The 19,285-nt window shown below is 74.2% G+C and carries 8 protein-coding genes; 1 reads left to right on the top strand and 7 read right to left on the bottom strand.

Annotated elements, in window-relative coordinates; genetic code table 11:
- Nucleotides 1-85 precede the first annotated feature (85 nt).
- The 7 genes from ACWGIS_RS18670 to ACWGIS_RS18640 are packed head-to-tail and all read right to left on the bottom strand — an operon-like array spanning nt 86 to nt 17,019.
- Entirely contained in the window at nt 86-724 is a 639-nt protein-coding gene (locus tag ACWGIS_RS18670; RefSeq protein ID WP_453363528.1) for an O-methyltransferase, read from the bottom strand.
- Nucleotides 721-1,497, bottom strand: a complete 777-nt coding sequence (locus tag ACWGIS_RS18665) for a thioesterase II family protein (RefSeq protein ID WP_453363527.1) — start codon at nt 1,495-1,497, stop codon at nt 721-723. The genes ACWGIS_RS18670 and ACWGIS_RS18665 overlap by 4 nt, the downstream gene beginning before the upstream one ends.
- The gene (locus ACWGIS_RS18660) at nt 1,494-2,570 is read right to left on the bottom strand and encodes a Gfo/Idh/MocA family oxidoreductase (protein ID WP_453363526.1); all 1,077 of its coding nucleotides are present in this window, start codon (nt 2,568-2,570) and stop codon (nt 1,494-1,496) included. Before ACWGIS_RS18660 ends, ACWGIS_RS18665 begins: the two co-directional genes overlap by 4 nt.
- Entirely contained in the window at nt 2,567-3,706 is a 1,140-nt protein-coding gene (locus ACWGIS_RS18655) for a saccharopine dehydrogenase NADP-binding domain-containing protein (protein ID WP_453363525.1), read from the bottom strand. The genes ACWGIS_RS18660 and ACWGIS_RS18655 overlap by 4 nt, the downstream gene beginning before the upstream one ends.
- A complete protein-coding gene (locus ACWGIS_RS18650) occupies nt 3,703-9,108 on the bottom strand; it encodes an amino acid adenylation domain-containing protein (RefSeq protein ID WP_453363524.1) in 5,406 nt (1,801 codons plus the stop codon). Before ACWGIS_RS18650 ends, ACWGIS_RS18655 begins: the two co-directional genes overlap by 4 nt.
- Complete coding sequence (locus ACWGIS_RS18645) at nt 9,105-15,725, bottom strand: amino acid adenylation domain-containing protein (protein WP_453363523.1); 6,621 nt, start codon at nt 15,723-15,725, stop codon at nt 9,105-9,107. The genes ACWGIS_RS18650 and ACWGIS_RS18645 overlap by 4 nt, the downstream gene beginning before the upstream one ends.
- Nucleotides 15,715-17,019 carry a condensation domain-containing protein gene (locus ACWGIS_RS18640; protein ID WP_453363522.1) on the bottom strand — a complete coding sequence of 435 codons (1,305 nt, stop codon included), beginning with the start codon at nt 17,017-17,019 and terminating at the stop codon, nt 15,715-15,717. The genes ACWGIS_RS18645 and ACWGIS_RS18640 overlap by 11 nt, the downstream gene beginning before the upstream one ends.
- 193 nt (nt 17,020-17,212) lie before the next feature.
- Between ACWGIS_RS18640 and ACWGIS_RS18635 the strand changes: the two genes are divergently transcribed.
- Nucleotides 17,213-19,225, top strand: a complete 2,013-nt coding sequence (locus ACWGIS_RS18635; protein ID WP_453363521.1) for an amino acid adenylation domain-containing protein — start codon at nt 17,213-17,215, stop codon at nt 19,223-19,225.
- Nucleotides 19,226-19,285: the final 60 nt, after the last annotated feature.

The raw sequence follows: 19,285 nt of genomic DNA, 5'->3' as shown, positions 1-19,285 counted from the left end.
AGATCAGGTCGCGGAAGCGGGCGGGCGGCTCGGCGAGGGACACGGACGACGTGAGGTCCGGGCGCCGTCGTGCGCACGGTGCCGGTCAGCCTGCCAGGCGGATCACGGTGACGCCCTCGCGCACGGTCAGCACGCTCTGCCGTACGCGGGGGTCCGCGGCGACGTGGGCGTTGAACGCGCGCATGGCGACGGTGTCGGGCTGCTGGTCCCGCTCGTTGGCGACGCCGCCGAACTGGAGGACGTTGTCGGCCAGGACGAGCCCGTGCGGGGACAGCTTGGGCAGCACCGCCTCGTAGTAGTCGACGTAGCCGGACTTGTCCGCGTCGATGAAGACCAGGTCGAAGGGGCCCGGGAGGGCCCGCACCGCCGGCAGCGCCGGGCCCTCGATCAGATGGATGCGGTCGGCCCAGGGCGAGGCCCCGAAGTGCTTGCGCGCGATGGAGGCGTGCAGCGGGTTCAGTTCGCAGGTGTGCAGTTCGGCGTCGGCCGGCATCGCGTCGGCCATGCACAGCGCGGAGTAGCCGGTGAAGGTGCCGATTTCCAGGATGCGCCGGGGCCGCAGGGCGAAGACCAGGGCGGCCAGGAACTCGCCCTCCAGGCCGCCCACCATCATGGCCGGCAGCTCGGTCCCGGCCTCCGTGTCGGCGACCAGCCCGGCCAGCCAGGGCGGCGCGGGGGAGGAGGCTTCCTCGGCGTACTTCTCCACGACGGGCCGTACGATCATCCTCGGTTCCTTCCCGTGTGTCCGGCGGCCCGGCACAGCCGCTCGGTGAGCCAGTCCGCCAGCTCGGCCCGGCCGTCGCCGCGCAGATAGAAGTGGTCGCCGGGAAAGCGGACGACTTCGGTGTCGGCGGAGGTGACCGCCGCCCAGGCCGCCGCGTCGTGTGCGTCGACCTCGGGGTCCTCGGCGCCGTAACAGACACTCACCGGCACCGAGAGGTCCCGGCCGGGCCGCGCGCGGTAGGTGCCCAGCAGCCGGTAGTCCGCCCGGAGCACCGGCAGCGTCATCTCCCGCACGCCCGGCATCCGGAGCAGGCGTTCGTCGGTGCCGCCGAGCATGCACACGTCGGCCCACAGCCGTTCGTCGTCCAGGTGCTTGTCGTCGGGCCGCTGCCGGGCCGGGCCGGGGCGCCCGGAGACGATCAGCCGCTCCGGGAGGGTCCCGCCGACCGCAGGGAGGAGGCGGGTGACCTCGTGCGCGACGGAGGCGCCCATGCTGTGCCCGAAGAACCACACGGGCTTGTCGTCCAGTTCGGCCAGCGCCTTGGCCAGCGGCTCCACGAGGCCGGGCATGTCGGTGCAGCAGGGATCGCCGATGCGGTCCTCCCGGCCGGGGTACTGCACCACCAACCCCTCGACGCCATCGGGGAGTTCGCGCGCGAGCGGCCGGTAGAAGGTCGCCGCGCCGCCGCCGTGCGGGAAGAACACCACCCGCCGCCGGGCGGCCGGGCGGGGGAAGTAGCCGCGCAACCACGGACCGGGCACGTCGGTGTTCATGGCGTGGCCTCCAACAGGTCCGCGGCGGAGAGGAGTTCGGGTGCCTCGGCGCGGTGCAGCCGCACCGGCCCGCACGCCTCGGTCACCCGCATCGCCAGTCTCGCCAGCGCGATGTGGTACTGCACGTGGGCGCGGCTGTCGGCGCCCGACCGCACGTCGTCCCAGATCGCCCGCATGGCCCGCTCCGTGGCCTGCGGCCACAGGTCGCGCAGCACCTCGGTGTACGGAGCGCCCTCCGCCGGCCCCAGGTGCTGCACGCTCGGCACCCGCAGATGAGGGGCGTCGGAGTCGGCGAAGCGCACCAGCTCCTTCATGTCGCCCGGCATGTGCGGGCGCATGCTCCACTCCACCGGGCCGTGCGTGTTGACCAGCGTGAGGTGGCCGCCCTCCGTGCCCAGGGTGATGCGGTGGAACAGGTGGCTGTGGTTGTCCGGGTCGGCGGGCACCAGTTCGTTCTGCAGGCGGAAGGACATCGGGACGCCGGCGAACCGGCCGGTGAGGCTCCGGTACGGATCGCCCTCCGCGCCCGCCAGGACTCCGTCGACGCCGTGCGGGCGGATGCCGCCCAGTGCCCGGCCCAGGATGTCGAACACCGTGTAGAGCACCTGGAAGGCGCAGGTCACGTCGAGGAAGAGCGGCCGCTGCCGGGCCACCAGGGCGCGGGCGGCGCCGATGAAGCGGCGCACCGGCTCCACGTGCGGGTAGTGGGTGTTCAGCCGGAACACCACGCCGGACTCGGTCGCGGCCCGCAGGCACGCGACCAGTTCGTCGGGGTGCAGCGGGTGCTCCTGCAGCACGTGTATCCCGCGGCCCATCAGTGCCCGCGAGATCTCGGGACCCGGGCCGCCGTTCATCACCCCGCCGATGACCACGCAGGCCAGGTCCACGTCGTCGGGCACCTCGTCGACCGAGGACCACAGCGGAACGCCGTAGTGCTCGGCGCAGGCTTTGCTGCGGGCGCTTCCCGACGCCAGGATCCCGGCCGGCTCGAAGGGGAGGTCCGGACGCTCGAAGGCCGCGAGATAGGCCCGGCCGAAACCGGTGCCGGCCACCAGGACACGGGGGCGGGTCACAGTTCCCCTTCCTCCATCGCGCGGGCCGCGAGGATCGGCCGGTCGCCGATGTCGAGCACCTCGACCGCGGGTTCGGCGCGCAGGGCGGCGAGCACCGTCCCGGCGTCCAGCACGTCGGAGCCGAAGTGCACCCCCGGGACGACCTCGCCGCCGAGCACCGCCAGCACGGCCAGGGCGCCGGCGAGACCGGTGAGGGCGTAGGTGTCGCCGGCGCGCAGGGCCAGGCTGCGGGTGGCGGGACTCCCGGCGTCGGTGCCCGTGACCTCGAAGAGCATCAGCTGGAAGGGGCTCCTGCCGAACAGGTCGAGAGCCGCCGCGCGGGTGAGTTCCTCGGCCGCCTCGGCGAGCGCGGACTCACCGCGCATCGCGCCCTGGAGCCGGCTGAGGCAGTTCATCATGTGGGCGCCGCCGTCGAAGACGTTGTACCAGTCGATCTCCGTCAGCCCGGTGGCCTCGGGAAGCCGCGCCGACTCGAAGCTGAGGTAGGGGTAGACGTCCACCCGGTTGTCCGCGTAGGGCAGTTCGACATCCGTCCGCGGCTCCAGCTCGCGCTCGACCCGGATGCCACCCCTGATCGCGCCGCGGGCCTCGCCGTAGGCGCCGCCCATGGAGAGCAGGTAGTCGGCGGCTCCGGCCGGGGTCAGCCGGTCCATCGTGCCGACGTAGGCGGTGAGTTGCCGCGGGTCGCTCATGGCGGAGCACAGATGGCGGGGGAGCAGGCCGGTCAGCCCGGGCTGCATCCCGGCAGTGATCACGGCCGTGCCGGTGAAGGTGCCCGGTCGCGTCAGCGCCTCCAGCAGCGGCTCGTCGCCACCCGGGTCGACGTAGTCGGCGCCGGCCGCCGCCGCTGCCCAGGCCACCCGGTCGAGGACCTGGTAGGAGGGGCCCGCGCAGTTGAGCACCACCCGGGCGCCGCGGCAGAACTCCGCCAGCGACCGGCCGTCGTGCAGGTCCACCTCGGCGGCCGTGCCGCGCAGGCCGGACTTGTGCAGCAGGGACTGGGCCTGCGCCCGGTCGCGTCCGCCGAGCCGGACGACCGTGTCGGGCCGGCGGTCCGCGATCGCCCGTACGGCGGCGGCGCCGACGGCACCGTAGGCGCCGACGACCGCGACCGCCGGGTCGCTGTGCTCACTCACGCGTTCTCCTCCTCGGGCAGGTCGATCACGCCGGGTGCGACCAGTTCCCGGCAGGTGAAGTGGTCGCCCGGCACCGTCTGCCGACGGAGCCCTCCCACGCACACCGACTCCCACAGCTCGGTCATGTCGGTGCCCATGGCGGGCCAGACAGGGGACTCCTCCTCGTGCACCAGCAGGCGTGCCTCCCCCGTGAAGACCCCCGGGTCGTGGTCGGCGACGCAGCGCGCGAACGCACGGCCGTGCACGAGCCGTTCGGCGATCTCGTCGGCGGTACGGCCGAGCGCCTCCGCGATCTGGGCGAGCCGCTTCTCGCGTGAAAGGGCGGCGCGGGCGGCCGCAGCCGTGCCCGCCTCCCGCAGTCCGGGCTCGGCCCGGTCGGCCAGCGCGGCGGGCGCGCCCGGCGGGATGTCACCGGCCGGGGCGAGCTCGGCCAGCGTCCGGCCGAGCGCGGAGACGTCCGGGTATCCCAGGGCGGCCGGGTCGAGCCCTCGGTCCAGGCAGAACAGCGCCTCCTCCAGCACGTCGTCGCGGACCGTGGCCGGGAGCGGGTAGCTGCTCAGCAGCGTCAGCCCGCACACCGGGGCGCCCAGCTCGACGAGCTGCTGGGCGACAGCCAGCGCCAGTACGCCCCCGCTGTGCGCCCCGACCAGGTGGAACGGGCCCGGGCTCAGCGACCGCACCCGCGCCACGACGTCCTGGGCCAGGTCGTCCAGACGCTGTCCTTCGGCCGCCCGGACCGGTGGCACCAGGATCACCGGGTCGAGTGCTCCGAGCCCCGCGGCGAGCCGCTCGGCCTGGCCCCCGAGACCGTCGCCGACGAGGACGTGCACCGGGTTGCCGAGCGCGTCCGCCGCTCCGGACAGGGCGAGTTCGTCGCCCGCCGTGCCTTCCTCGGCCGGTCCCTCGCCCTGCTGGAGGAAGGCGGACAGTTCGCGCACCGAGGCGCCGCCGAGCAGCTCGCGCAGCAACTCGTCGAAGAAGACGTCGGCCGCGGCCGGCACCTGGTCGCGCAGCGCGGTGACGAGCTGGGCGGCGAGCAGCGAGTCCCCGCCCAGGGCGTAGAAGTTGGTCTCCAGCGGGACCTCCGGTTCGCGCAGCACCTCCGCGTACACCTCGGCGACGTGCGACTCCAGTTCACCGGCCTCCTGCACGGTGTCCGGCGAGGCCGCCGCACCCGCCGTACGGTGCTGCTCGGCCCACCGGGAGAGGACGGCCCGGTCGATCTTGCCGTTGCCGGTGAGGGGCAGCGCGTCCAGCACCTCGAAACGCGACGGGATCATCTCCGCCGGGAGCCGCTCGGCGAGCCGCCGCGTGAGCACCTCGGTGTCGAGGGGCTCGCGGTCGGTCTTGAAGCGGGCCGCGAAGACGTGCATGCCGATCCGGGCCAGCTCGTCCCCGGGTTCCGGTACGCACAGCTCCAGTTCGGCTCCGGCCTCCGCCAGCAGGTCGTACCACTGCCGGCGGCCGATGAACGTCTGGTCCTTGCCGTGCCGCACGTCCTGGAAGTCTCCGGCGGTGGCGTCGAAGAGGAACTCCATCGAGGTGAGGATCTGGTAGTTGTCGCGGGTCGTCTCGATGAAGACCAGCCACCCGCCGGGCACCAGCGCCTCACGCATCCGGCGCAGCACCGCGCGGGCGTCCTTCGCGTAGTGCATGACGTTGCCGCACAGGATCACGTCCACCGAGTTCGGCTTCACGCCCTGCTCGCGGAAGGGCTCGTTGAAGTCGAACAGGGCGTAGTCGACCCAGGGATGGTCCGCGAACCGCTCACCGGCCTTGTTCAGGAAGAACTGGGACACGTCGCTGAAGGTGTAGCGCACGTTCTCCCCGTCCAGCGCCGGAATGGTGTCGACGCTGGTGCCGCCGACCCCGGCCCCGACCTCCAGCACGCGCAGCGGCCGTCCGGTCGTGTTGCGCCGGGCGACCCCCAGCACGGTGCCGGTGGCCAGCCGGTTGAGGTAGCGGGAGAGGAAGCCCTCCATGTAGGCGGCCTCGTGGATGCTCAGGTCCCCCTCGGGGAAGAGCATCCGCAGCGGGTCCCGTTCGTCCCGCATCAGCTCCGGCAGGTGGGCGGCGGCGAGCTTGAAGTAGTCGACCAGCTCGGGGCGGTCGTTGGCCTCCGGGAGCAGCCGGTCGACCTCGGCCCAGGCCTCCTCGACGTCCTCGGGGGTCACCAGGCGCAGGCAGCCGAAGGTGCCGTCCGCGGCCCTGTCCAGGTAGCCGTTCTGCACGCACGCGGCGAGCCAGCGGCGTACGAGCCGCTCGTGCCTGGCCGCGACCCGGGCCAGACGCATGATCTGCGAGGTGCTGTGGCGTGCGGCGGCGTCGGGCCACAGGCCCTCCCTGCGCAGCACGTCGACCATGCGGCGCAGCGCCGCGTCGTCCAGGACGGCCGCGAACTCCACGACCTTCGCGACGTCCACCCCGTCGCGGATCCCGTCGGCGCCCGCGAGCACCTCGGGCCGCAGTCCGGCGTCCACGGCGTGCGCGGCGGGGTCGGCGGGCGACGGCGAGACGAAGGCGACCAGCCGTCGGTCGTTGCGCTCGCCCTCGGTGGTGACGGCCGCCGCGTCGACCCGCGGATCGGCGGCCAGGGCGGACTCCACCTCGGCGAGCTCGATGCGGTGGCCGCGGATCTTGACCTGCCGGTCGGCGCGGCCGATGAACTCCAGGGTGCCGTCGGGCAGGTAGCGGGCGAGGTCGCCGGTGCGGTAGACGCGTTCGCCGTCCGGCAGCTCGAAGAAGCTCGCCGCGGTCTTCTCCGGGTCGTTGAGATATCCCTCGGCGAGGCCGGCGCCGGCGATGTGGAGGTCGCCGACGACCAGGTCGGGGCTGGGCCGCAGCGCGGAGTCGAGCACATGGAAGCGCTGGTTCTCCAGCGGAGTGCCGTACGGGATGCTCGGCGCCGCCGGGTCGACCTCACCGATCGGATGGACGATCGACCAGATCGCCGCCTCGGTGGCGCCGCCGAGACTGTAGAGCTCCACCCGGGGAAGGCGGGCGCGCACGGCGTCGGGCAGCGTGACGGGTATCCAGTCGCCCGACATCATGCCCAGCCGGACGCCCGGGCACTCGCGTCCGTCGCCGCGCAGGTACTCCTCCAGCAGCATCATCTGGGCGGGCACGGTGTTCAGCACGGTCACGCCGTGCCCGGTGATCAGCTCACCCCAGTGCGAGGGGTCGCTGCGGCGGGCCGGGTCGGGAAGCACCAGGGTGCCGCCGCGGCCCAGGACGCCGAAGATGTCGAAGACCGACAGGTCGAAGCCCAGGCTGGACAGCCCCAGGGCGACGTCGTCCGTGCCGATGCCGAACCTCCGGCAGACGTCGTCCAGGGTGTTCACCGCCGCCCGGTGGCTGACCTCCACCCCCTTGGGTTCGCCCGTCGAGCCCGAGGTGAAGATGACGTACGCCGAGTCACCCGGCGAGACCGGCACGGCCTCGGCGAGCCCGGCGGACGACTCGGGCAGCCGGTCCACGTCGACGCGCGCGATCCCCGCGGGCAGCCGGGCCGCGACCGCGCTGTGGCCGACCACCAGGCCGATGCCGGCGGACCGCAGGATCCTGTCGCGCCTGGCATCGGGCTGGCCCGCCTCGATCGGCACGTAGGTGCCACCGGCGAGCAGCACGCCGAGAGCGGCCGCGACCTGCTCCCAGCCCTTCTCCAGCACCACGGCGACGCGCTGGTGCGGTTTGTGGCCGTGCTCGGCGAGCGCCGCGGCCACGGCGGCGGCGCGGCCGGTCAGCGTGGCGTAGTCGACGCCGCCGCCGTGGTCGACCACCGCCGTCGCGTCCGGGCGGCGGCGCGCCTCGTCCAGCAGCGCCTGGTGCAGGAGGGCGTCGCCGACCGGCCGGGCGGTGTCGTTGACCGCCGCCCGGCACCGCGCCTGGTGCTCGGGCAGCGCGAGCGGGTCGCCGTCCCACGCGCCGCTGTCCTCGGCGAGCCGGTGCAGCAGGCCGCGAAACGCGGCGAACATGTCGTCGAGCACCGGGCCGGGCACGGTGTCGTCCCGCGCGTCCCAGTTGACCAGCAGCGAGCCCGCGGCCTCCATCGCCTGGCAGTCCACCCAGACCTGCGGCGTCTGGCTGATGCCGTTGCGGATCTGCGACCGCATCATCCCCTGCGGCGCCGATCCCTCGGAGAGCCCGATGGCGCTGGTGTACACGACGGGCATCATCGAACCCTGCCGGCCCCGGCGGCGGGTCAGCTCGCGCAGTACCTCCACGCCGGAGAACAGCCGGTGGTCGAGATCCTCGAACAGCTGCTCGCCGGCCCTGCGGGCGCGCTCGGCGAAGGTGTCCGCGCAGCCGCCGTCGACGGCCAGCAGCTCGACGGAGGTGAAGTCGCCCACGACGCGGCCCACGTCCGGGTGCAGGGGCAGCCGGCTGAGCACCGTCAAGTCCAGGGTGAAACGGGGGTTGCGGCTCCAGCGGCCGACGACCTCGGCGTACGCGGCCATCACGGCCGTCGACGCGGAGACCCCGTGCTCCCCGGCGCGGGCCTTCAGGGCGGACCAGACGGCCGGTTCCAGGCGCAGTTCGCGGCGGGTGAAGCCGGCCGGGCCCTGCCGGCTCGGCCGGTCGACCAGGGGCAGTTCCGGCGCCGGTGGCAGGCTCTCCAGCCGTGCCGTCCAGTAGTCGCGGTCCCGCTCGTAGGCGGGGCCCTGCCGCACCGCGCGTTCCGCCCGCAGGTAGTCGCGGAACGAGATCGCCGGCGCCGGGAGGTCGGCCGCCGGGTCCTCGTAGAAGGCGCCGAACTCGTCCAGCAGCAGATAGATGCTCACGTAGTCGGCGATCAGGAAGTCGATGGAGAAGTGCAGGACGGCCCGGTCCGCCAGCTCGGTGACCTCCAGGGTGTACAGCGGGCACTCGGTGACGTCCTTGGACTCGGCGGAGAGCCGGCGGCGGACCTCGCCGAGTGCCTCCTCGCCCGCGGGGCCCGGCAGGCCCGCCGCGTCGTGCCAGGCGATCACCGGGGCGGGCGGATCCTTCAGGACCCGCTGGTGACCGTCGTAGTCGATGACCACGCGCAGCATCTCGTGCCGGTCGACCACCTGCCGCCAGGCCCCTTGCAGCCGGCCGCGGTCCAGCGCGGCGAACTCCAGCTCGCCGTAGGCGTGGCAGGGCACCGAGCCGTACTCGAAGGCGCCCCGGCGGCCGAGCAGGTACGCCGACTGGACCTCGGTCAGCGGGAACGGCTCGTGGGCCGAGGCGGGGTCGGGCCTGACCTGCCCCGGGCGGCGCTCGCGCAGCACCCGCAGCACGTCCTCCCGCCGGCCGGCGAGGAGTTCCCGGCGCTCGGGGGTCATCGCCCCCTCGGGACCCCGGAAGCGCAGCCTGCCCTCGTCCTCCCACAGGTGCAGGCCGGCCCGTTCGAGTTCGCTGATGAGGTCGGCGGCGGTCACAGGACACCCTCTTCCAGTCGGACGGACGCTTCGGACGCTTCGTGCTGATGGCTGCCGGCGATCTCGTCGTCGACGACGGCGGCGATCCCGGCGACGGTCGGATGGTTGAAGAGCTGCCGCAGGGAGAGCTCGACGCCGAAGCGCCGGGAGAACTGCTGGACGACCCGGGTGGCGACGAGGCTGTCGCCGCCGAGGCCGAAGAAGTCGGCCGAGCGGCCCACCTCGGGCGCCTCCAGCAGCTCGGCCCACACCTCGGCCACCACGCGTTCGGTCTCGCCCCGCGGCCGGTCGTCGGCCGGCGCCGCGCGGACCGCGCGGCCCGGACCGTACGCGAGGGCGACGGCGGCGCGGTCGACCTTGGCGTTGGCGGTCAGGGGCAGCCGGTCCGCCACGGCGATGTGCTCGGGGACCATGTGGGCCGGCAGGCGCGCCGCGAGCGCCGCGGGCAGGTCCGTCCCGCCCACGGCACGACCGGCACCGGCCTCCGGGGTGACGACCGCGGCCAGCCGGCGTGTCCCCGCGCTGCCGTCGACCCACGCCACGGCGCTCGCGACGCCGGGCAGCTCACGCAACCCGGCCTCGATCTCGCCGAGTTCGATGCGGTGCCCGCGCACCTTCACCTGGTGATCGCGGCGGCCGAGGAACTCCAGGATCCCGGAGGGGTGGTAGCGGCCCAGGTCGCCGGTGCGGTACCACCGCTCGCCGTCGGCCGTCACGAAGGAGGCCGCGGTCCGCTCGGGGTCCCCGCGGTAGCCGAGCGCCACTCCGGCGCCGCCGATCCACAGCTCACCCGGCACGAAGTCGGGCCGGTCCCGGCCGTGTCCGTCGACCACCCGGAAACGCTGATTGGCGAGCGGGCGGCCGTACGGAATCGACACCCAGGCGGGGTCGACGGTCTCCACCTCGAAGGCGTTCGACCAGATGGAGGCCTCGGTGGCGCCGCCCATGGCGACGAGGAGGGCGTCCGGCGCCGCCGCCCGGAGCCGGTCCGGCAGGTCGAGGCCGACCCAGTCGCCCGAGACGATCGCCACGCGCAGCAGCGGCAGGCCCGTGCCCGACTCGCAGGCCACCAGCAGCATGTCGAGCAGGGTCGGCACCGTGTTCCACACGGTGACGCCGTGTTCGGCGGCGAGGGCGGCCCAGGCGGTCGCCTCCCGCCGGAGGTCCTCGGTGAGGGTCACCACGGTGCCGCCCACCGCGAGCAGTCCGAACAGGTCGTAGACCGACAGGTCGAAGTCGAGGGCGGAGACCTGCAGGGTCACGTCGCCGGGCCCCACACCGTGGCGGCCGTTCACGTCGTCGATGGTGTTGGCGGCCGCCGCGTGGCTGATCTCCACGCCCTTGGGCTCGCCGGTCGAGCCCGAGGTGTAGATCACGTAGGCGAGCTGCGCCGGATCGACGGCCACCGGCCCCGCCGCCGGCTCGGCCTCCGCCGCCTCGGCCACCGGCACCAGCCGCACGGCTTCGTCCCAGTCCGCGCCGGCGTCCGGCCCCGGCCCGACCAGGGCCAGGCGGGCGCCCGCGGAACGCACGATCCGGTTGCGGCGGGCGGCGGGCTGGCCGACGCCGACCGGTACGTAGGCGCAGCCGGCCGCCAGCACGCCCAGCACCGCGACCACCTGGTCCGGTCCCTTCGGCAGCGACACGGCCACCGTCTCGCCGGGCCGCGCCCCGAGCGAGGTGAGGCGTCCCGCGACGCGCAGCGCGCGCCCGGCCAGTTCGGCGTAGGTCAGTTCCTCGCCGGTCGCCGAACGGACCGCGACGGCGTCGGGCAGGCGGCGGGCGACGTCGAAGACGGGCTCGTGCAGCGTTCGGGCGGGGAAGAGGACGCCCGTGTCGTTGACCTCGGAGCGGATCCTCGCCTGGGCCTCGGGGAGCCGGATCGGCGGAGCGGGACGGGACCAGTCGCTGTCGGCCAGTTCCACCAGGAGGCGGCGCATCGCCTCCAGGGCCGCCGGGACGACCTGCGGGCTGTGCAGCCCTTCGACGTGGTCCCAGTTGACGGCGAGGCCGCCGTCGCGCTCGACCACCTGGCAGTCCAGCGCGACCTGCGGGCTCTGCGACAGGCCTCGCCGCAGCTCGCCGAAGCCGAATTCGAGGTCCTTGAAGTCCGCGCTGACCCCGAGGGTGGAGGTGAACACCACCGGCATCAGCGTCTGTCCGCCCCCGGTGCGCCGGGCGAGCTGCTGGAGCACCCAGGTGGTGGAGACGTTGTTGTGCTCGATGCCCTCCCAGACCTGTCCCTGCAGCCGCCGCACCGTGTCGGCCCAGCTCTCCTGGGGGCGGCTGTGATGACCGAGCAGCAGCAGCGAGGTGAAGTCGCCGACCACCTGGCCGACCTGGGGGTGCTCGTCGCGCCGGTCGAAGACCGTCAGGTTGAGCGTCAGCGAGGTCTCGGCGCTCCACGCGGCCAGTACCTCCGCGAAGGCCGCCGCCACCACCGTCGAGGCGGTCAGCCCCTGTTCGGCGGTCCGCCGGCGCAGCCGTGCCCAGGTCGGCGGGTCGAGCCGGAACTCCTCGCGCACGAAGCGCGGCCGGCCGATGTGCTCGGGGGCGACGGCCAGCGGCAGCGCGGGCGCGGCCGGCAGCTCCTCGATCGCGCCCAGCCAGTACTCCTCGTCCCGTGCCCTGGCCGCCGGGTCGGTCCGCTGGGCGAGCAGGTAGTCGCGGAACGACAGGTCGAGCGCGGGGAGTTCGAGACCGGGGTCCGCGTAGAGCGCGGACAGCTCGGTGAAGATGGTCATGATCGACAGTGCGTCGAGCACCACGTAGTCGAAGCCGACGCCGACGACCGTGTGCCCGTCCTCGCGCCGCACGGCCCGTACGTCGAACAGGGGCCAGGAGGTCACGTCGAGCACCTGCTGCTCCATGCCCGCCAGTTCGCTGACCGCCTTCTCGTGGTCGGCGGCGGTCGTGCGGGTGACCGCGAAGCGGTAGTACGGGACCTCGGGCAGGATCCGCTGGCCGCCCTCGCCGTCCAGCACGGCGCGCATCATCTCGTGCCGCCGCACCAGCCGGTTCCAGGCCCCCTCCAGCCGCTCCAGGTCCACCCGGTCGCTCTCGAACTCCCAGTACCAGTAGGACGCGACGCCGCCGAGCGTGAAATCGGGGTCGCGGCCCAGCCAGTAGGCGCGCTGCACGTCGGTGAGCGGGAAGGGCTCGTACCGGTGAGCCGGGTCGGCCGGGATCGTCCGGGGGGCCTCGGCGGCGCCGCCCTCCAGCGGGGTCAGGGTCGCGGCGAAACCACGCACCGTGGGCCGGGTGAACAGGTCGCCCAGCCTGGCGTCGTACCCTTCCCGGCGCAGCGCGGCGAGCAGGCGGGTGGCCTGCAGGCTGTCACCGCCGATGTGGAAGAAGTTGGTGTCACCGCCGATCTCCGGGCCGCCGAGCAGGTCCGTCCACAGCGCGGCGACGGTCTCCTCCGCCGCCCCGCGGGGGGCCGCGTCGGCGGCGCCGGACGTCCGCTCGCCGAGCGCCCCGGCCAGCAGCCGCCGGACCTCGGCGCGGTCGACCTTGCCGTTGCGGCTCAGCGGCAGCTCCTCCGCGGCGACGGCGCGGGCGGGCACCATGTACGCGGGCACCTGCCGGCCGGCGTGGGCGAGCACGTCCTCGGTGTCGACACCGGCCGGGGTGACCATGGCGTACAACGCGCCGCCCGCCGCGGCGACCTGGGTCGCCACGGCGTCGCGCACACCGGGGTGCCGGCTCAGGGCGCGCTCGACCTCGCCGAGCTCGATCCGGTACCCGTTCAGCTTGACCTGGAGGTCGACCCGGCCGAGGAACTCGATCACCGCGCCGGGCCGGTAGCGGGCACGGTCACCGGTGCGGTACCAGCGCCCGCCGTCGGCCTCCACGAACTTCGCCGCGGTCAGTTCCGGGTCGTCCGCGTAGCCCCGCGCCACACCCGCGCCGCCGATCCACAGCTCTCCGGCGACCCAGTCCGGGCAGTCCTGTCCCTGGTCGTCGACGACCCGGCAGCGCTGGTTGGGCAGGGGCACGTTGTAGGGAATCGACGCCCAGGAGGGGTCGACCTCCGTAACCTCCTGGACCGTCGAGTGGATCGCCGTCTCGGTGGTGCCGCCCAGCGCCACGAACACGCTGCCGGGGCGCAGCGCGTGCACCCTGCCGGGCAGGTCGAGACCGACCCAGTCGCCGCCCAGGAGGTGCAGACGGAACGGCCAGGTGTACGTGTCGGGCCGCGACTGCGCCGTGGTGAGCCCCATGTCGAGCAGCGCGGGCACGCAGTTGAGGACGGTGGCCCCGTCGCGCGCGGCCCGGCGCAGCCACGCCTCGGGGGAGCGCCGCTCCTCGTCGTCGACCAGCACGAGGGCGCCGCCGCAGGCGAGGGGGCCGAAGAGGTCGTAGACCGACAGGTCGAAGTCGAGCGCCGACAGGCACAGGGTGCGGTCGCCGGGGCCCAGCCCGTAGCGCTCGTTCAGCGCGGCCACCGTGTTGTGGGCCGCCGCGTGCGTCAGCTCCACGCCCTTGGGCTCCCCGGTCGAACCGGAGGTGAAGATCACGTAGGCCAGGTCGTCCGGTGAGACGTCCGCCAACCGGTCCAGCAGCGGCACGTCGGGGTCGGTGCCGCACCGCACGTCGATGTGCGGGACCCGGCCGTCCGTGCCGGCGCCGTCCCGGCCGTCGGTGACCACGCAGCGGGCTCCCGCCCGGGAGGCGACGACGTCACGGCGTGCCTGCGGCTGGTCCGTGCCCACCGGCACGTAGGCCGCGCCCAGCGCGTGCACCGCCAGCACCGCGACCACCTGCTCGACCCCCTTCGGCAGGGTGAGCACCACACGGTCCCCGGCGGTGACGCCCGCGGCCCGCAGGACGTGGGCCAACCGCCTGGCCCGCGTGCCGAGTTCGGCGTACGTCAGCTGAGCGCCGTCGCCCCAGACCGCCGCCGGGGCGTCACCCCGCTCGGCCGCCCGCCGGAAGAACTCCCCGTGCAGAACCCCGCGGGGCAGCTCGGCGCGGGTGTCGTTGGCCTGCCGGCGCGCCTGGAGCTGCGGAGCGGGCGGCCGTACCGGCAGGCTCTCCCACCAGGCGCTCGGCTGCGAGGCGAGCAGCCGGACCCGGTTGACGAAGGTCTCGAACATCGCCTCGGGAACCCCGGCCTCGAAGAGGTTCTCCGTCGTCTCCCAGTTGATCAGCATGCCGCCCTCCTGCTCGATCAGCTGGAGGTCGATCCACACGCCCGAGGTCTGCGAACTCATCCACACCGGCGCACCCAGCACCGCGCGGGTCGCCTCGTCGAAGAGTTCGCCGAGGCTGAGCGCGCTCGTGAACACCACCCCGGCCCGCCTGCCGGCCCCCGCGGCGGTCCGGGCCAGGTCGCGCAGGACCGAAGTGCCGCCGTACGCCGTGTGCGTGGCGTCGCGGCGGTACTGCTCCTGGACCGCGCGGGCACGCTCGACGAAGGGGCGGCGCGCGTCGGGCGCCACCTGGAGGAGCAGCAGGTCCGTGAAGTCCCCGACTACGGAGCCGACGTCGGGGTGCACCGGTATCCGGTTCAGCACGGGCAGGTTGAGCAGGAACTCCGGGCCCTCGCTCCACGCGGAGAGGATGTCCGCGTAGACGGCGGCGACCGCCATCGACACGGTCAGTCCGGCGCTGCGCGCGTGCTGGGCGAACCGCTGGTAGCTCTCGGGTGTCAGCCAGGCGTGGCGCCGCACGGTCCGCACCCGCTCGATCCCCTCCGGGGCGCCGGCCAGCGGGAGCCGCGGTGCCTCGGGCAGGTCCTCGGCGCGGTCGCGCCAGTAGGAGACGTCGGCCGGGCGGGGCTCCCGGGCGGCCTCGGCGACGAGCCGGCGGTACTCGGGGAAGGTGAGGGCGGGCGGCGGGGACACGGCGTGCGGATCGCGGTACCGGCGGGCCAGGTCGCCGATGACGACGCGGAAGCTGGACGCGTCGCAGACGATCATGTCGATGTCCAGGAAGAGCCGGGCCCTGCCGTCCGGCAGCAGTGCCAGACGCACGTCGAGGCCGCCCCCGCGCCCGACGGGCAGCGTCTGGTGGGACAGCCCCTCGCGCAGCCGGGCCAGCCTGCGGTCGAGCTCGTCCCGTTCGGGACCGCGCAGGTCGACGACCTCGTCAAGACCCCGGCACTCGGGCAGGATCCGCTGGTGTCCGTCGTCGCCGACGGCCGCACGCAGCATCGGGTGCCTGCGGCGCAGCGCGGCCACCGCGCCGTCCCAGCGTTCGACGTCCGCGGTGACGTCGAACTCGAAGTAGAAGTGCGATCCGGTGGCCAGGGGCATCCCGGGCTGCCGGCCCGACCAGTAGGCGTGCTGCATCGGGGCCAGCGGGAACTCACCGGATTCCACGGCCGGGTCACCGTCGGCCTCCGCCCGCCGGACGGACGGGTCGTCGGCGCCGGACAGGAGGGCGGCCCAGGCGCGGACCGTGGGCTCCTCCACCAGGTCGCCGAAGGACACCTCGACACCGTCCGCCTGCCAGGACGCCGCCAGGTTCATCATCCCGAGGGAGTCCAGGCCGAGGGTGACGAGGTCCTCCTCGAAGCCGACGTCCGCGGCGGGAAGCTCCAGGCGCGCGGCTACGGCGTCGCGGATCTCCTCGGCGGACAGTGCGCGTCCGGTGGTCGCCTCACTGGTCATCGTGGCCTCCCGTGCGCGGCCGGAACGGAGTCCCGGCCTGGTCGGTGTGGGGTGCCGCGCTGCGGGCGGCGGCGGTGCAGACGTCGACGTACTCGGCCAGCAGGGACTCGGCGAACTCCGGTGCGAAACGGTCCGGGTTGTAGAAGAGCAGCACCCGCACCGTGTCCCGGTCGGGCACGGCGACCAGCTCCAGCTCGAAGCGGGTGGCGACGCCGTCCGGTACCAGGACGTCGATGTCCAGACCGGCGGCCCGGGTCGAGTACACCGGGTCGGCCATCATCTGGAAGACCACGTCGTCCAGCCGGCGGCTCGTGCCGCCGAGGTTGATCGGAAGCATCTGGAACGGCAGCGCCTGGTGCACGAACGCCTCCATGACCGTGCGGTGCGTGGCCCGGAGGTGCTCGGTGAAGTCGGTTCCGGTGAGCCGGGTCCGCAGCAGCACCATGTTGGCCAGGAAGCCCACCGTGCGGCGGTGCTCGGCGCCGCGGTTGGCGAACAGGGTCGCCACCGCCAGGTCGTCGGAGCCGCCGGCCGACCGCAGGGCCCGGTAGTACGCGGTGAGCAGAGCCACGAACATCGTGGACCGCTCCCGCTTGGCCAGGGCGTCGAGCGCGGAGACCGTCGGCGCGTCGAGGACGTGCTGCACGAGCCTCGTGTCACGGGGCGCGCCCGCGGTGGCCTCCCGGATGGGCAGCGGGGGCAGCGTCACGTCCTTGAGGCGTTCGGCCCAGAAGGCGCTGAGCCGTTTGCCCGACGGCCCGGCCAGGGTCTCGCGCTGGTCCTCGGCGAAGCGGGAGTACGCCGCGGCGTCACCGGTCGGCCTGCCGTCCAGCGCCGCACACAGGTCCTCGAAGATCACGTTGCACGACCAGGAGTCCGTGACCATGTGGTGCATGTTGAGACAGAGCACGTGATGGTCCGCGGCGAGCCGCCACAGAGTGATCCGCAGCGCGCTCTCGGTCGCGTCGATCCGGGTGCCCAGCTCCCGCGCCACCGCCCGGTCGGCGGACGCCTCGGGATCCGGATCGCCGCTGAGGTCCACCTCGCGGATCTCCGGCGACACGAGCGGATGCACCAGCGCCTTCAGCCGGCGTCCGCCGCCGGTGAACGTGGTGCGCAACGCCTCGTGCCGGGCCGTCACACGGTCGATCGCCTGCCGCAGTCTGTCGCGGTCGAGTTCGCCCCGCAGCCGGCACAGCACCGGGCAGTTGAGCGCGCCCTCCTCGCCGCGGTAGCGGTCGAGGAACCACAGCAGCGTCTGGCCCACGGACGGACGGATCTCGGTGACTGTCACGTACGGCAACGTAACGACGGGCGCGGCCCCGGCAGCCGGACCTGAAAGAAAGCTGAGAGGACCTTCACGTTCCTTTCTCGCCGCTCGGGCCTGCCTCTCTCCCGGGTCAGGGTGAGGCCACCTGTGTCGCGCGCGGCGCCCTCGCAGGGCGTCCGGTCCCGTCCAGCGGCACCGTCCAACGGGAGGTCGCCCGATGCCAGCCAACCCCTTCGAAGACCCCGACGAGAGCTACCTGGTCCTGTGCAACCCCCGTGGCCAGCGGTCGCTGTGGCCGGCCCGGCTGCCGTCGCCCGCCGGCTGGCGGGTGGAGCGGCCGGCGACCTCCCGCGCCCGGGCGAGCGCGTACGTCGACCGCGTCTGGCCCGACGTACGCCCGGCGGTCCCCCAGGAGGCGGGCGCCGGCACCGGCCCCGTCGCGGGCACCCTGCCCGCCCTGTTCGAACGGGTCGCGGCGGCGCACCGGCACCGGCCGGCGGTGGAGAGCGAGACCGGCCGCCTGGACTACGGCGAACTGGCCGCGCACGTGAACAGGTTGGCGCGGCGGCTGATCGCGGCCGGCCTGGGCCCCGGCGACCTCGTCGGCATAGCCGTCCCGCGCGGGGTCGGACAGGTCGTGGCGGCCCTCGCGGTGGCCACCAGCGGCGCCGGCTACGTACCCCTCGACCCCGGCTACCCGACGGCACTGCTGCGCCACATGGCGACCGACTCGGGGCTGCGCGTCCTGCTGCACACCGGTCCGCCGCCGGTCGATGTCACCGGCCTGCGGACCATCGACCTCGGCGTCCCGGACGCCGTCTCCTTTCCGGCCGGGCCGGTCACCGACGAGGAGCGCCGGCGGCCGCTGTGCGCCGAGGACACCGTCTACGTCATCTACACCTCGGGTTCCACCGGGACTCCCAAGGGCGTGGTGATCCCGCACGCCGGGATGGCCGCGCTGGCGGCGGCGCAGCGGCACTGGATCGGCACCGGCCCGGGCGACCGGGTGCTGCAGTGGGCGTCCTTCAACTTCGACGCCGGTTTCTGGGACCTCACCCTCGCGCTGCTGTCGGGGGCCACCCTGGTGCTCACCGACGACCGCGGGGTGCTGCCCGGCGAGGACCTGCGCCGCACGTTGATCGACCGTCGGGTCAGTCACGCGGTGCTGCCCCCGGTCGCCCTCACCGCCACCGATCCCGACGGCGTGCTCCCGGGCGGGGTGGTGCTCTCGACCGGGGACTCCTGCACGCAGGCGCTGGTGGCGCGCTGGGCACCGGGCCGGCGCATGTTCAACGGATACGGGCCCACGGAGATGACGGTGGGCGTGACCATGGCGGGTCCGGTGCGGCCCGGCGAGCCGGTCAGCATCGGGGAACCGTGGCCCGGCAACGAGGTCCGGGTGCTCGACGCCGACCTGCGGCCCTGCCGGCCCGGCGAGGAGGGCGAGCTGTACCTGGTCGGCGAGGGCGAGGCCCTCGGATATCTGCACCGGCCCGCGCTGACCGCGGAGCGTTTCGTCGCGGATCCGTACGGCGGTCCCGGCAGCCGGATGTACCGGTCCGGCGACCTCGGTCACCTGGGCGAGGACGGCCTGCTGTACTTCACCGGCCGCGCCGACCGGCAGGTCAAGCTGCGCGGATTCCGGGTCGAACTCGGCGAGGTGGAGGCGGCGCTGGAGTCCTGCCCCGGGGTGCGGCTGGGCGTGGTGGTGGTCACCGGTGAGGTCGACTCCGCGCGCCTGGTCGCCTTCGTGGTGCCCGGCGTCGACTCCGCCGGCGACTTCGCCGAGGGCCTCCGCGGGCGACTCGCCGAACGACTGCCGGCGCACATGGTGCCCTCCCGCGTCGAGGTGGTGGCGGCCCTGCCGATGACCAGCAACGGCAAGATCGACCGGCGTGCCCTGGAGCGGCGGGCGGCCGGACCCGCCGCCCCGCCGACGCCGGCCGGCCCGGGCGGCGACGCGGGGGCGGTGCCCGGTACGCGCTCCGGTGCCCCGGAACCGGCCGACCGCGCCGACCCGGTGTCCGCGCTGTGCGCACTGGCCGCGAGGGTCCTGGAGGTGCCGACGGTCGAGCCGGGCGACAACTTCTTCGACCGCGGCGGGCATTCGGTGCTCGCGGTGCGGCTCGCCAAGGCCGTACGCGACGACTGGGGGATGACCCTGCCGGTGCGGGCCATCTTCGAGCGGCCCACGATGGCGGAGCTCGGCGACCTGCTGTCCACCCGCTGAGCGGGCACCGGGTCCCGCCGGCCCACCGGCCGTCCCTCGGGCAACCGGCCGCCCGGGAGG

This window comes from Streptomyces sp. NPDC054842 (assembly GCF_053611025.1).
Note: the sequence above shows the minus strand (reverse complement) of the source record. Positions and strands in the feature narration are given on the sequence as shown.

Excerpts from the sequence above, each read along its gene's own strand:
- ACWGIS_RS18645 (WP_453363523.1), bottom strand. The coding sequence starts at position 15,725 with ATGACCAGTGAGGCGACCACCGGACGCGCACTGTCCGCCGAGGAGATC.
- ACWGIS_RS18635 (WP_453363521.1), top strand. The coding sequence starts at position 17,213 with ATGCCAGCCAACCCCTTCGAAGACCCCGACGAGAGCTACCTGGTCCTG.
- ACWGIS_RS18665 (WP_453363527.1), bottom strand. The coding sequence starts at position 1,497 with ATGAACACCGACGTGCCCGGTCCGTGGTTGCGCGGCTACTTCCCCCGC.
- ACWGIS_RS18670 (WP_453363528.1), bottom strand. The coding sequence starts at position 724 with ATGATCGTACGGCCCGTCGTGGAGAAGTACGCCGAGGAAGCCTCCTCC.